The organism is Bacillus sp. ISL-47 (genome assembly GCF_018613175.1).
In the GTDB taxonomy this organism is placed as follows: domain Bacteria; phylum Bacillota; class Bacilli; order Bacillales; family Cytobacillaceae; genus Cytobacillus.
In genome coordinates, this window is record NZ_JAGGQS010000079.1 from 12,132 (window position 1) to 26,205 (window position 14,074).

Below are 14,074 nucleotides of genomic sequence, written 5' to 3' on the forward strand. Positions count from 1 at the left end.
TATGGTCGCCATAAGCGCTCTATGACGACCATTTTCCTTGTCTTCTTCCCAATTTGGTCGCCATGAACGCTCTATGACGACCATATTCCGTGTCTTCTTCCCAATTGAGTCGCCATAACCAATCTTTGACGACCATATTCTCTGGCTTCTTACTAATTTGGTCGCTATAAACAATCCATGGCGACAATTCTCACTGTCATCCTCCAAATATAGTCTGCATGAACAAAGTTCAGCCTAGAACGAAAAAAGGAAGAGCTTTTCAGCTCCCCCTGTAAAGTCATTTATTAGTCTTGCAGCAATGCTTTTACGCGTGCAACCACGTTGTCTACTGTGAAGCCGTATTCTTCCATGATCTTTTCGCCTGGTGCAGAGGCACCAAATGTATCGATGGCAAGAACATCGCCTTCGTCTCCAGCGTAGCGGTGCCAGCCAAGAGAAGATCCCATTTCGATGGCAAGTCTCTTCTTGACAGCCTTTGGAATGACGCTTTCTTTGTATTCTTTGGATTGAGCTTCGAAGCGGTCCCAAGCAGGCATGCTGACTACAGATGCATGAATGCCTTCGCCTTCAAGCGCTTTTTTTGCTTCAACAGCAAGGCTTACTTCTGATCCAGCAGCAAGCAATAGTACATCTGCTTTGTCATTTGAAGCCGGCGAAACAACATAAGCACCTTTCTTAACGCCTTCGTATGCCGCTGAATCTGTTCCTTTTAATGTAGGAAGGTTCTGACGAGTTAATACTAAAGCAGTTGGCTTGTTTGTTGATTCGATTGCTGTTTTCCAGGCAGCTGCTGTTTCGTTTCCGTCAGCAGGACGGACAACAGAAATGTTTGGCATAGCGCGCAAGGCAGCAAGCTGTTCTACAGGCTCATGTGTAGGACCGTCTTCACCAACTGCAATACTGTCATGTGTAAATACATACGTAACAGGCAGATTCATAAGTGCAGCCAAACGGATTGCCGGGCGAAGGTAATCAGAGAATACGAAGAATGTTCCTCCGAATACTTTTAATCCGCCATGAAGGGCCATCCCATTTAATGCTGCACCCATAGCAAATTCACGGACACCGAACCAGATATTGCGGCCTTCAAATGATTCCGATGTAAAGTCGCCAGTGCCTTTGATCATTGTTTTGTTGGATCCTGCAAGGTCCGCAGATCCGCCAAAGAATGAAGGAAGGTTTTGTGCGATTGCATTTAATGCTTCTCCGGAGGAAGCGCGGCTTGCAAGGCTCTTTCCTTCTTCATAAACAGGAATATCTTTATCCCATCCTTCAGAAAGCTCGCCTTTGATTGCCTGCTCCAATTGCAGGCCAAGTTCAGGATGCTTTTCTTTGTACTGTGCGAAAAGGTCTTCCCATTCCTGCTGCTTTTTAGCGCCATTCTCTGCTACTTGCTGTTTGAAGTGGTCATATACTTCTTGAGGTACATGGAAGTCCTCTTCAAAAGTCCACTTATAAGCTTCTTTAGTCAATTTTAGTTCATCAGCACCAAGCGGAGCGCCGTGTACATCAGACTTACCTGATTTATTAGGAGAGCCGTAGCCGATTACTGTTTTTACTTCAATCATAGTTGGACGGTTTTCATCTTGTTTCGCTTCCTCGATCGCTTTAGCGATTTCATGAAGGTCATTGCCGTCTTCAACTCGTATGTACTGCCAGCCATAAGATTTGAAGCGCTGCTCTACACTCTCAGAGAAGGATTTATCCAAATCTCCATCAAGTGAAATATCATTTGAATCATAAAGAACAACTAGCCTTCCAAGTTTTAAATGGCCTGCAAGTGAAGCAGCTTCTGCAGAAACACCTTCCATAAGGTCTCCATCTCCGCAAATGCTATATGTATAGTGATCAACCAAATTAAAATTGTCTTTATTGTACGTTGCAGCCAGGTGGCGTTCAGCCATAGCCATACCAACCGCCATTGCAATTCCCTGTCCTAATGGGCCGGTTGTTGCATCAACACCAGGAGTGTGCCCGAATTCCGGGTGGCCAGGAGTCTTGCTTCCCCACTGTCTGAACTGCTTAATATCTTCCATTGATACATCATAGCCTGATAAATGTAAAAGGCTATATAATAACATGGATCCATGTCCCGCTGAAAGGACGAAACGGTCACGGTTGAACCATTCTGGGTTTTTAGGGTTGTGGTTCATGAAGCGTGTCCAAAGTGTATAAGCCATTGGCGCAGCTCCCATTGGCATGCCTGGATGGCCGGAATTCGCCTTTTCAATGGCGTCGATTGATAAAGTACGAATGGAACTGATGGATAGTTCATCTGTTTGATTAAACATTCAATACATCCTTTCGAGAGTAATTCTTACTCTTTTTATATTATCGGGTGTCTGTTTTTTTCACAACTAATAGGGTCAGGAAAAAGACAATAAAAAGCCGGTTTGTTATTATTTTGACACAAAAAGACCCGGCATATGTAAAGAAAAGCGGAGATAGCCTGCAAATTATGCCAAGCTGGTCATCTCCGCTTTTATTAAAAGAAGGAATACAACTGAATGTGTATCCCTTGCAATTATGATATTAATGAAGGCGGTTTTTATTTTGAAGATCTTTCAGTTTTTTAGGGGTTACGTCATTGCCCTTAGGATCAACGACCGTTACGCCTTTTAACGTATTTAACATCGAAGAGCGGAATGTCTCCAAATATTCTCTGCGGAGTGAAGATTGCTCCTTCGCTTCTTCTTCTGTTAAACGGGATTCTTTCGCCTTCTTTGCCAGTGCGTTAATTCGAGCAAGTTTTTCTTTTGGCAGCATGCTTAAGCTCCTTTATATCAAAAGTTAACTTTTGGTTAATCTAAAAGAAAGTTTGGTTACACTACAAGTTTCACCAATAATAAATATTGAAACTCAAATGCCATCATACTAAAAAAGAGCACTTTTGACAAGAAAAGTGCTCTACTCTGCTAATGAATCAACATATTCTTTATATCTTCTATGTACGGTTGCTTTTGATATATTGTAGCCAAATCCCCTTAACGTTGCTGCGATTTCGGAGAAGGTGAGGTCGTTTTGACGAAGCCGGACAATTTCATCGATTGGGACTTCGATCCTTTCCCTGCCGGCATTGGCTCCTTGATTACTCAGATTTTTCTCAGGACGGTATCCTTTCTCTACCGCTCTTTGCATGCCCCGTTTAATTTTAATATTATGAAGCTTTCTTTGATACTCTTCTACCATTCCGACAATGCTCAATACCATGGAGTCCGATTCCGATAGCTGAAGCTGGCCGTAGTTGGAAATGCTGTAAAGCTGGACCTCTTCTTTAAAGATACAATGGAGAATGGCAATCTTGGCATTGCCGCGCCCAAGCCGCGTCTCATCCTGGATCAGAACTACATTAATATCCTTTTCTTTTATTAAATCCAGAAGCTCAAGTATCCCGTCTCTTTCTAAATCGTATCCGCTCGCCTGGTCGCGAATAACTTTCACCACTTCAAAACCATTCTTTTTTGCCAGGTTCAATAGCTCCTCTTCCTGTCTGGAGAGAGAAGTTTCCTGCGTTTCTTTTGTTGTGCTTACCCTGCAGTAGATAATTGCTTTCATAATTTCTCCTTATAACTATTCATTTAGTTCAGAACTGGCAAGCTCGGTAAATAGCTGCCCTTCAGCAGCTTTAACCGGGATAACAATTTCATCACCTGGGAATATTCTTCCTCCGGCTATTCCATTGTTTTGTTCTACCCAGCTAATAAATTCATCTGCTGACAGTGAATGTTCAGCTGAGAAATCTTCAGCGATTTCCCAAAGGGAGTCACCTTCAGATACGGTAACTCTAACAAACTTCTCACTATCCGGCGTTTCCATTTGCAAAACTAATATTAATGAAGCTGCCAAGCTTAAAATGAATAGAATAATAGCATAAGAATAAGAATCCCACAATTTTTTCATCATTATTAAACACCTCTGTTAGAATGTATGTTCGTATTTGATGCTTTTATTATAGACCGAACATTTGTTTTGTGTCAACGAAAATTCGAACTTATGTTTGTATCACCTGGTAATTGATGCTATAATAAAGACAAAGAAAATCATACGAGGTGCGTTAAAGATGGTGAAATTATCAAAAAGGCAGCAAGATATATTGGAATTTATAAAAGAAGAAGTAAAACTAAGAGGCTACCCGCCTTCTGTTAGAGAGATTGGAGAAGCAGTCGGGCTTGCTTCCAGCTCCACTGTCCACGGCCATCTCGCAAGGCTCGAAAGCAAAGGTTTGATCCGCAGGGACCCTACTAAGCCGCGTGCCATTGAAATTTTAGATTTGGACGAGTCTTCGCACATTCCAAAAGTCAGCGCAGTAAACGTGCCGATCGTTGGTAAGGTTACTGCCGGCCAGCCGATTACCGCGATTGAAAATGTGGAGGAATACTTCCCTCTTCCTGAAAGGCTGGCTCCAGCTGACGAACATGTATTCATGCTTGAAATCATGGGAGAAAGTATGATTGAAGCTGGAATTCTGGATGGTGACTATGTAATCGTTAAGCAGCAAAGCACAGCTAATAACGGAGATATTGTTGTTGCCATGACTGAAGAAGACGAAGCGACCGTAAAACGATTTTTCAAAGAGAAAGATTATGTACGCCTCCAGCCTGAAAATTCTACGATGGAACCTATTATCCTTCGAAATGTATCCATCCTTGGCAAGGTAATTGGAGTATATCGACATATCCATTAATAGACTTTCAAAAAGCAAGCATTTATGTTTGCTTTTTATTTTTTGATTATATACAGTTCTTATTACCTGATCCTATGATTAAAATCATACGATAGTAACAGTAACTTCTCATTTGGAAGGAAGTTACAGTAAAGTTTAACTATTTTGTTTTCAGAAAATTCGGTATTTTTATGCATACTAATTTATATCATCTTCCTATATAATGGTAATACACCGAGAATCAACCTAAGGTCGCTTGTCCAAAATCTCGACTTTAGGAGTGTGAAGATCATATGTTTTTGAACATTACCTTCGCTTTGTTGATTGGTGGGCTGGTCGGTGTCGTTGGACATATTCGGAAAGAAGGCAAAATGGTAAAACCCCGGAGGACCAAAAAATTCATCTACCTGGGGGTCTTGGAAGAAGTAATCATGGGGGCTTTGGCGGCTGTTTTTTTGGTCGTATCTTCAGATCCTGACTCTACCTTAAAGATAGTACTCCTTTCGGTTATTGCAGGATTTGGAGGAGATGCACTGCTGACATGTCTCGATTTCTTAAAGATCAGACATAAAGAATGAGATAGGCAGAAATAGTTCATATAGACAAAACCTCGTTCTTCATCGAACGGGGTTTTTTGTGTGACTGCATTAAACTGTTTTGCGTTTGTATTACAGATCCCGGTAAAGTATGATTTTTCCGCCAATTTATGATACTATTTCATCTGGGCAAATTCCATGAAAGTGGGAGACGCAAAGCCACGGGCCTAAAACGATTAAAGTCATGGCAGCCGGGCTGCTTATAAGACAATTCATACCAGAACAATTTGCCTAAATCAGCTATGAGAAGGGTGAAAAATGATTTATCCAACAGTGCTTAGCAAGGAGTCGAACTTGGTGCACATCGTAAAGGATCAAAACAGCTGTGTATGCGGATTTACATACAATGCCTTTACAACTTTCACCAAAAAGGATCTTAAAAAAATAAAATTCAAACCGGAAAAGGTTATCACCTGTCCGAACTGCAAATCCATCATTCAGTGATGGATTTTTTATATATTAGGCTATATTAAAGTTTTTTGTTAAAGGCACTGCGTTATGTAGCTTGAGGAGTGAAAACGCACTCGCAAATTCTTCATGTGGTATTTATTCGGGGATGTATAATTCATTGACCCCTGCGATTGGCGCGTCCACGGGAGACCACAGACGCGAATGCACCTAGGAGTGTCAGACCGCCGCGGAAAGCGAGCTCGGTGAACGGAAATCTCCACTCAAGCTAAACAGCACAAAAAAGCCTCGGCACTGAGGCCAAGGCTTGACTGATTATTAATACATGCTCATATACTGCTCGCGCTCCCATGGATGCACTTGCGTTCTAAACATATCCCACTCGATTTCTTTTGCTTCAATGAAGTGTTCGAAGATATGGTCGCCAAGAGCAGAAACGATTACTTCGTCATTTTTAAGTTCTTCAAGGGCAGCTGCCAATGTTGCTGGAAGATCCTTGATCCCTTCTTCTACACGCTCTTGCTTGTTCATTACATAGATGTTGCGGTCAACTGGTGCTGGAGGAGTCAATTTGTTCTTGATTCCATCAAGTCCAGCTTTTAATAACACAGCCATAGCAAGGTATGGGTTCGCAGCAGGGTCAACACTTCGGACCTCTACACGAGTACTTATGCCGCGGGAAGCCGGGATACGGATAAGCGGTGAACGGTTTTGAGCAGACCATGCAACATAGCAAGGTGCTTCATAACCAGGAACCAAACGCTTATAAGAGTTAACGATTGGGTTTGTTACTGCTGTAAATGCTGTGGCATGATTGATGATGCCTGCGATAAAGTGACGTGCGTCATCACTAAGTTGAAGATCTCCAGTTTCATTGAAGAATGCATTTTTTCCATCCTTGAATAATGAAACGTTACAGTGCATACCAGAACCGTTCACACCGAATAGTGGTTTTGGCATGAATGTCGCATGCAGGCCGTGCTTGCGGGCAATCGTTTTAACAACAAGCTTGAACGTCTGGATTTGGTCACATGCTGTTAAAGCATCTGCATATTTAAAATCGATTTCGTGCTGGCCTGGAGCAACCTCATGGTGGGAAGCTTCAATCTCAAAGCCCATTTCTTCAAGTTCCAGCACGATGTCACGGCGGCAGTTTTCACCAAGGTCTGTTGGTGCAAGGTCAAAGTATCCGCCGTTATCATTTAGCTCTAGAGTCGGTTCTCCAGCATGATCAAGCTTGAATAAAAAGAATTCTGGTTCAGGTCCAAGATTGAAATCTGTGAAGCCTAACTCTTCCATTTCACCTAGAATACGTTTTAAATTGCTGCGAGGATCACCAAGGAATGGAGTTCCATCCGGATTGTAGATATCACAGATCAAACGCGCAACTTTTCCTTTTTCCGCTGTCCAAGGGAATACCACCCATGTATCAAGGTCAGGATATAAATTCATATCTGATTCTTCAATACGTACGAAGCCTTCGATAGAAGATCCGTCAAACATCATTTTGTTATCAAGTGCTTTTTCAAGCTGGCTGATTGGAATTTCAACGTTTTTGATTGTTCCTAGAATATCCGTAAACTGTAAACGGACAAATTTTACGTTTTCTTCTTCTGCAATGCGTTTAATATCGTCTTTAGTGAACTTAGCCAATGGTATTTCCTCCCTTAAATTTACATGAGTGTTTTTTATTTATTAATGGAAAAAGCGGTGCATGTTGCCTTGACGCAGTGATGAACGATTGAATCGGCCAGCCTGCACAATTTCTTTGCGAAGGAGTTTCCGGATTTCTTCATCAGAAAGATCGCGTCTCGCTTTATCTTCTTGCTTCTTCATATTATCTGATATTGCTTGCTGTTCTTTTACGAAAAATAGCTGTTTGATTCCGGCCATGTTGACACCCTGGTCGATTAAGTCTTTAATCTCCAAAAGGACATCAATATCGTTTAAGGAAAAAAGTCTTCTATTTCCGTCAGTTCTAGCTGGAGAAATTAATTGGTGCTCTTCATAGTAGCGTATCTGCCTCGCGGTCAGATCGGTTAGCTGCATGACAGTACCAATTGGGAAAAGCGGCATGGAACGTCGAATTTCACTTCCAGTCAACTATTTCTCCCCCTTTTCATTACTTCTTGTGATTATTATATGTAATGTAAGATAATCTGTCAACTGGATGTTAGCTTTTATTACATGTTTTTTCAAAAAATTTTTGCTTTTTTTTTTTTAAGTAAATTCCATGCTTAATAACAAAAGTTTTTAAACAGAAAAGGACAACTAACCAGGTAGCTGTCCTTCTTTATATTCACCTATTCTATTTCAATTAAACCTTTTTCCAGTAAACGGTTTAATGCAATGCAGACTGCCATCTTCACATGCGAATACGTCAGCCCGCCCTGCACATACGCTACATATGGGGGTCTGATTGGCCCGTCAGCCGTTAATTCAATGCTGGCTCCCTGGATAAATGTACCTGCAGCCATGATGACATCATTTTCATAGCCAGGCATGTATGCCGGGTAAGCTGTGACATGGGAATTGACAGGAGAGGCAAATTGAATCGCCTGGCAAAATGCTACCATTTTATCTTTGTCATCAAATTGAACGGACTGAATAAGGTCGGTTCTTTTGCTATTCCATTTTGGATAGGAATTCATGCCAAGGCGCTCAAGCATCGCTGCGGTAAAAACCGCTCCTTTAAGTGCCTGGCCAACCACATGCGGAGCCAGGAAGAAGCCCTGGTACATTTCCTGAAGGCTGTATAGGGATGCACCGGCTTCCGCACCGATTCCAGGTGAAGTCATCCGGTATGAGCAGGCCTCGACCCATTGCTTTTTCCCGACAATATAGCCGCCCGTCTTGGCAATGCCGCCGCCTGGGTTTTTAATGAGCGACCCTGCCACCAGGTCAGCTCCAATATGGCATGGCTCCCGGTCTTCTACAAACTCCCCATAGCAATTGTCTACAAAGACAACTGCGTCAGGCTTAATTTCTTTTACAAATCTGATCATCTCATTAATTTGTTCAATTGTAAAAGAAGGCCTGGTCGCATACCCTTTGGAGCGCTGAATGCCAATCATTTTTGTATTCGGCTTGATTGCACTTTGCACTGCTGGGTAATCGATGCTTCCCTCTTGGGTTAGCGGCACGCTATTGTAGCCTATGCCAAATTCTTTTAATGAGCCGTTCCCAGTGCCGCGAATCCCGACAATCTCTTCTAAAGTGTCGTATGGCTTGCCGGTGATATATAGCAATTCGTCACCAGGTCGCAGTACCCCAAAAAGGGCAATGGAAATGGCATGTGTGCCCGAAATGATTTGCGGCCGAACCAGGCCGGCTTCCCCGCCAAACACTTCTGCATATATCTCTTCAAGCGTATCTCGGCCGATATCATCATATCCGTAGCCTGTCGATGGAGTGAAATGCGAATCGCTTACTTTATAATTTTGGAAGCTGTTTAAAACGCGGAATTGATTGTCATCAATTCGCTGGTCTATGCTTTGCAGTACTTCTGAAATTTGTTGCTCCACTTCTTTTACAATTGGCTGGAGCTTTCCCCCCTGTGATAACTGTCGAAACATGGTGTTCTCCTAACTATACAGTATATTTCGTTAAAGGCCCTGAAATTGCATGGTCCTCAAGATAGTAGCCTTTGCAAACATATAATTCCTTTTCTTCATGGAAGCTTAATTCGCGCAAAATGGTTTCATTCTTGAGCTGGGAAAGAAGCTTCCCTTCTGTTGAAGGCACTTCAACATGATAGTGCTTCATCATCCCCAGAATCATTTGCTCAATTTTCCGCTTTAAATCATTGCGGTCCTCTTCCTCAAAGGCACTTATTTGGATGGTTTCGGTTTTAGCTATCGGAACAAAATCAGGATGCCTTAAATCTCTTTTATTATATACCGTCAATTGCGGAATTTTATCATTTTCCAAATCTTCTATTAGTTTATTGACTGTCTGCTCGTGCTGGAAATAGTCCGGATTGGACATATCCACGACATGCAGAAGGAGATCTGCCTCCTTCACCTCTTCAAGGGTTGAGCGGAAGGCAGCGATCAAAGTCGTTGGCAGGTCCTGAATAAACCCAACTGTATCCGTCACAAGTGTCATAAAACCGCTAGGCAAAATTAGCTTGCGCGTCATCGGGTCAAGCGTCGCAAACAGCTGGTTTTCTTCATATGATTCAGCTTCTGAAAGTCTGTTAAAAATGGTTGATTTGCCTGCATTCGTATAACCGACAAGGGCAATTTGGAAGGCTTTATTTTTCTTCCTTCTTTCACGGTATCTGTCGCGGTGCTGAACGATGACAGACAGCTGCGTCTTAATATCGTCGATTCTGCGGCGGATATGGCGGCGGTCCGATTCCAGTTTCGTCTCACCCGGACCTCTTGTGCCAATTCCCCCGCCAAGCCTTGAAAGCTGGATACCCTGTCCGGACAGACGAGGAAGCAGATATTGAAGCTGAGCCAATTCAACCTGCAGCTTACCCTCTTTGGAACGGGCTCTTTGTGCGAAGATATCCAAAATTAGCTGTGTACGGTCAATAATCCTGGCATCCAGGTCAGACGAAAGATTGCGAACCTGACTTGGTGAAAGCTCATCATTAAAAATGATGATATCTGCTTCCATTTCCTCCTGGAGAGCAGCCAATTCCTCAACCTTTCCTTTTCCTATATATGTAGACGGATGAATCCGTTCTCTTTTTTGTGTAACGGAAGCTACTGCTTTTCCATTGGCGGTCTCCGTCAAGGACTCCAATTCCTCCATGGAATATTCAAACCGCTGGTCATCTTCTTCTGTATGGCAGCCGACAAGAATTACTTTTTCATATTCTGGCTTTTGTTCCAATCAGCATCCCTCTTTCATATGTGTATTAAAAAAGCTGGGAAGCAAATCGTTCCGATCAGCTTTGCCTCTGCTTTCTGATTGATAACATCATATCAAAAAAATTTTGCCAATACTAATTTTTACCTCTTCGTTAATCCTTTTTGCAGCTTATTAAAAGGCCGTTTTTAAGCTCAATTTTGGCTGTGCTGGTCCTGAAAGCGCAAACTCCTTGAAAATGGGTTCCCATTTCCTTCATGAGGTGTATTTTCACGGATGCTTATTCATTTTCCTGCTGGAATGCGGATTATAGGGAGACCCTACGCTTCAAAGATGCTTTATGGCCACCGGCGGAAAACAGGCTTCTTGAGCTGAAATTAATGAGCAGATTTTACACAGCTTTAAAAAAGCTTATACAGTCTTAAACAAAAGTATTGTATTTCTATTTTTCCGTGTTAAAATCATATTGTTTGAAAGAATTTAACTATACTAATAGGGTTTAAATGATATAGAATGTGAGATTTTCATCAAGAGGAGAAATGGTCTATGACATGGGAAGTTTTAAGTATGATTGGTACCATTGCCTTCGCAGTCAGCGGCGCAATTGTTGCCATGGAAGAAGAATACGATATTTTAGGTATATACATTCTCGGAATCGTCACCGCTTTCGGCGGGGGAGCCATCCGGAATTTATTAATAGGCGTACCGGTCTCTGCCCTTTGGGAACAGGGGTTATTTTTTCAAATTGCACTTTTGTCCATCACAGCAGTAATGCTTTTCCCAAATAACCTGCTTAAACACTGGCAAAAATGGGGCAATTTCTTTGATGCAATCGGGTTATCCGCATTTGCTATTCAAGGAGCTCTTTATGCAACAGAAATGAACCATCCATTAAGCGCAGTGATTGTAGCTGCAGTTTTAACAGGTAGTGGCGGCGGAATCATCCGTGACCTGCTTGCACGCAGAAACCCGCTGGTATTGAAATCAGAGATTTATGCTGTCTGGGCCATCCTATGCGGAGCAGCGATCGGGTTGGGAATCGCGGTTTCTTCATTTGAATTATATTCCTTGTTTATCATTATTACTGCGTTAAGGGTATTATCCTACACATACAAATGGAAGCTTCCGGTCAAGAGTCTGGGAACCAGATAAAGATAAAGATAAAGAAAAGTATCGGTTTCGCGCCGATGCTTTTTATTTTTGTCTTGGTAACAGCTTATTGTTGATTCCCAGCCTAATTTTTGATAAAACTTCGGTTTTTTCTTTATGTTTAGGAATCCATTAACCCCTACCGGTATTGAAACTCTATTTATCGCAAGATTCCACCATTTGTTCGTAAGTTTTGCCTGTTTATTCGCTAAAAGAAATTTTACGTTTTATTCGCAAATTCGGACCTTTTGTTTGCTAATAATCACCGTTTATTCGTAAAGTTCGCAAATACCGCTCAAAAAAGGGCCTGCTCACCAAGTGAACAGGCCTTTTTCTTTATATTATTGCTTTATGTTTGCCATAATGTTGTTTGGGTCGAATCCAAGTACCCATTTGCCGTTAACATTGATTTGCGGTACGCCCATTTGGCCAGTAGTTTCAACCAGCTTTTGCGCCGCTCTTTGGTCTTGCTGGACGTTTACCTCTTTGTAAGATAATCCTTGCTCATCCAGGAAGTTTTTCACCATTGTGCAATAAGGACATGTATTGGTTGTGTAGACTGTAATATCGTTCATTTTTATATTCCTCCTCTAAATCGTCTCTTTTAATACCCCTAATGGTATTTTAACTTAATAAAAAAACAATGTCAATACTGTATGACACTGTCTTTTTATTGATTACTGTTCCCTTAATCATCTTCCTCAAACACTAAATCATTGCTTCTAATAGTCATTAAATCATGACGGTCATAACTGTTTTGCATAAGGAGACGCATAGCCTGTGCACGGATTGACTTTTCAATGATATTGCGGATATAGCGGCCGTTTGAAAAGCTGTTCGGAGTTAGAGTATTTTTAACATAAAATAAGTGCTCCCGAAGCTTCTTTTCAGATTCGTGGCTTAATGTGTATTCTCGCTCTTTTAGCATTCTCTGGCCAATTTCCATAAGCTGTTCGATAGAGTAGTCCGGGAAATCAACCACCAGCGGAAAACGGGAGTGGAGACCTGGATTTAAAGTAAGGAAATAATCCATTTCCCTGGAATACCCCGCCAGGATCAGGATGAACTCATGCTGGCGGTCCTCCATATGCTTCACAAGTGTGTCAATCGCTTCCTTGCCGAAATCCTTTTCCCCGCCTCTGCCTAATGAATAGGCTTCATCGATGAACAGGATGCCCCCGATCGATTTTTTCACCAGATCCCTCGTCTTTTGAGCAGTATGCCCGATATATTCTCCGACGAGATCTGCCCTCTCGGCTTCAATCAGATGTCCTTTTGATAACACATTCATTTTTTGAAAAAGTTTTCCTATTAATCGGGCAACCGTTGTTTTCCCAGTTCCCGGATTTCCTTTAAACATCATATGGAGTGCTTGTTTTCCTGCTTTCAGGCCGGCTTCTTCCCGCTTTTTATTAACATAAATCCAAGCATAAATTTCTTTTATCATCTTCTTCATCTCTTCCATTCCTACAAGAGCGCCAAGTTCTTCCTCGATTTCTTTCAGGGCTGCATGCTCAGGCGGAATGGTCTTTGGAACCACTTGAGATTCTGGAAGTTCTTTTGTGTATGTTTTTCGCTTCTGTGAATTTAGCACGATGCTGATTTGACCGTTATTTTTCAAGCGAATCGGCTGGTCCAAAAGCTATCACCTCACATTCTTAGGCACAGTATACGCTTAGAAGTAACCTTTGTGACAAAAGCCTATATGTTTCCGTCAGATTACGGTTATAAGGCTAATTAACGACAAATTCCCGCTCTTTTCAGCAATGATTGATTCGAGGATGTCGTTTTGTGCGGTTTCCCGAGAAATAAGGTGAAACTTCAATCTGTCTGCTGATTAGTTAAGACTCTCAGGATGCTAGTCACTCAGACGTCTCCATATGGTCATGGCGTCTTTAGCCTGAGTTCTGATCATCGGGCTTTTCGGGCATTTACCGCCCACTTAGCATTCTTTTGGTCCTCAAACACCAAAGTTGTAGATTTACTGCCCATTCATGCGGGATAAAGGGAAATGAAGCCCTTTGAGCCTGGAACAAGAGATCTGCCTCATAACAGCGATCAATTCCCATATCTATATGTATTCAAGCTGTAAGCATTTCATTAAAGATTTTTAACTTTAACTGCTATTGGAAAAATAAAAATAGCCTGCTTCCATCGAAGCAGGCCTTCTTTTTAAAACTGCGTATATTATTGCTGGTTATCTAAGTCCAGCTGAACATTGCGCTGTGGTACGAATGTAGAAATAGCATGCTTATATACAAGCTGCTGCTTGCCTTCAGACTCAAATAAAACAGTGAAATTATCAAAGCCTTTAATACAGCCTCTAATTTGGAATCCGTTTAAAAGGAATACGGTGCAGTTTGTATTGTCCTTGCGTAGCTGGTTAAGAACCTGATCTTGAATATTGATTGCTGATTTCATAATAATCCTCCTCTTT

Annotated in this window: 15 protein-coding genes and 1 riboswitch; of the genes, 4 read left to right on the forward strand and 11 right to left on the reverse strand. The window is 41.9% G+C overall.

What is annotated here, in order from left to right; genetic code table 11:
* Nucleotides 1–284: 284 nt before the first annotated feature.
* The 4 genes from tkt to yneA all read right to left on the reverse strand — a co-directional run bounded on the left by tkt (nucleotide 285) and on the right by yneA (nucleotide 3,903).
* Nucleotides 285–2,291: a transketolase gene (tkt, locus tag J7I93_RS23365; RefSeq protein ID WP_214729047.1), complete on the reverse strand. Its 2,007-nt coding sequence runs from the start codon at nucleotides 2,289–2,291 to the stop codon at nucleotides 285–287.
* Between the two features lie 241 nt (nucleotides 2,292–2,532).
* Nucleotides 2,533–2,766, reverse strand: a complete 234-nt coding sequence (locus J7I93_RS23370; RefSeq protein WP_214729049.1) for a DUF896 domain-containing protein — start codon at nucleotides 2,764–2,766, stop codon at nucleotides 2,533–2,535.
* Between the two features lie 141 nt (nucleotides 2,767–2,907).
* Entirely contained in the window at nucleotides 2,908–3,555 is a 648-nt protein-coding gene (locus J7I93_RS23375; protein ID WP_214729052.1) for a YneB family resolvase-like protein, read from the reverse strand.
* A gap of 15 nt (nucleotides 3,556–3,570) precedes the next feature.
* Nucleotides 3,571–3,903: a cell division suppressor protein YneA gene (gene yneA / locus J7I93_RS23380; protein WP_214729054.1), complete on the reverse strand. Its 333-nt coding sequence runs from the start codon at nucleotides 3,901–3,903 to the stop codon at nucleotides 3,571–3,573.
* Between the two features lie 157 nt (nucleotides 3,904–4,060).
* Here yneA and lexA point away from each other — a divergent pair, with 157 nt between their 5' ends.
* The 3 genes from lexA to J7I93_RS23395 all read left to right on the forward strand — a co-directional run bounded on the left by lexA (nucleotide 4,061) and on the right by J7I93_RS23395 (nucleotide 5,703).
* Nucleotides 4,061–4,684, forward strand: a complete 624-nt coding sequence (gene lexA / locus J7I93_RS23385) for a transcriptional repressor LexA (protein ID WP_110067950.1) — start codon at nucleotides 4,061–4,063, stop codon at nucleotides 4,682–4,684.
* A gap of 272 nt (nucleotides 4,685–4,956) precedes the next feature.
* Complete coding sequence (locus J7I93_RS23390; RefSeq protein WP_214729056.1) at nucleotides 4,957–5,241, forward strand: DUF4257 domain-containing protein; 285 nt, start codon at nucleotides 4,957–4,959, stop codon at nucleotides 5,239–5,241.
* A 136-nt stretch (nucleotides 5,242–5,377) separates the two neighbouring features.
* Nucleotides 5,378–5,463: riboswitch (cyclic di-GMP riboswitch) on the forward strand.
* Between the two features lie 54 nt (nucleotides 5,464–5,517).
* A complete protein-coding gene (locus J7I93_RS23395; protein ID WP_214729058.1) occupies nucleotides 5,518–5,703 on the forward strand; it encodes a hypothetical protein in 186 nt (61 codons plus the stop codon).
* Nucleotides 5,704–5,985: 282 nt separating this feature from the next.
* Here the strand turns inward: J7I93_RS23395 and glnA are convergent, their stop codons facing one another.
* From glnA to hflX, 4 genes are all read right to left on the reverse strand, one after another.
* Nucleotides 5,986–7,320: a type I glutamate--ammonia ligase gene (glnA, locus tag J7I93_RS23400; RefSeq protein WP_214729060.1), complete on the reverse strand. Its 1,335-nt coding sequence runs from the start codon at nucleotides 7,318–7,320 to the stop codon at nucleotides 5,986–5,988.
* A 42-nt stretch (nucleotides 7,321–7,362) separates the two neighbouring features.
* Nucleotides 7,363–7,770 carry a MerR family transcriptional regulator gene (locus J7I93_RS23405; protein WP_285289094.1) on the reverse strand — a complete coding sequence of 136 codons (408 nt, stop codon included), beginning with the start codon at nucleotides 7,768–7,770 and terminating at the stop codon, nucleotides 7,363–7,365.
* A gap of 200 nt (nucleotides 7,771–7,970) precedes the next feature.
* The gene (locus J7I93_RS23410) at nucleotides 7,971–9,242 is read right to left on the reverse strand and encodes a methionine gamma-lyase family protein (RefSeq protein WP_214729063.1); all 1,272 of its coding nucleotides are present in this window, start codon (nucleotides 9,240–9,242) and stop codon (nucleotides 7,971–7,973) included.
* A 13-nt stretch (nucleotides 9,243–9,255) separates the two neighbouring features.
* Nucleotides 9,256–10,512: a GTPase HflX gene (gene hflX / locus J7I93_RS23415; protein WP_214729065.1), complete on the reverse strand. Its 1,257-nt coding sequence runs from the start codon at nucleotides 10,510–10,512 to the stop codon at nucleotides 9,256–9,258.
* A 522-nt stretch (nucleotides 10,513–11,034) separates the two neighbouring features.
* Here hflX and J7I93_RS23420 point away from each other — a divergent pair.
* Complete coding sequence (locus J7I93_RS23420; RefSeq protein ID WP_214729067.1) at nucleotides 11,035–11,640, forward strand: trimeric intracellular cation channel family protein; 606 nt, start codon at nucleotides 11,035–11,037, stop codon at nucleotides 11,638–11,640.
* Between the two features lie 338 nt (nucleotides 11,641–11,978).
* Here J7I93_RS23420 and J7I93_RS23425 read toward each other — a convergent pair whose 3' ends face one another.
* The 3 genes from J7I93_RS23425 to hfq all read right to left on the reverse strand — a co-directional run bounded on the left by J7I93_RS23425 (nucleotide 11,979) and on the right by hfq (nucleotide 14,058).
* Entirely contained in the window at nucleotides 11,979–12,212 is a 234-nt protein-coding gene (locus tag J7I93_RS23425; RefSeq protein WP_214729069.1) for a glutaredoxin family protein, read from the reverse strand.
* 113 nt (nucleotides 12,213–12,325) lie between these two features.
* Nucleotides 12,326–13,276, reverse strand: coding sequence for a stage V sporulation protein K (gene spoVK / locus J7I93_RS23430; protein ID WP_214729072.1), 951 nt, complete (start codon nucleotides 13,274–13,276; stop codon nucleotides 12,326–12,328).
* Between the two features lie 548 nt (nucleotides 13,277–13,824).
* Nucleotides 13,825–14,058 carry an RNA chaperone Hfq gene (hfq, locus tag J7I93_RS23435; RefSeq protein ID WP_214729075.1) on the reverse strand — a complete coding sequence of 78 codons (234 nt, stop codon included), beginning with the start codon at nucleotides 14,056–14,058 and terminating at the stop codon, nucleotides 13,825–13,827.
* Nucleotides 14,059–14,074: the final 16 nt, after the last annotated feature.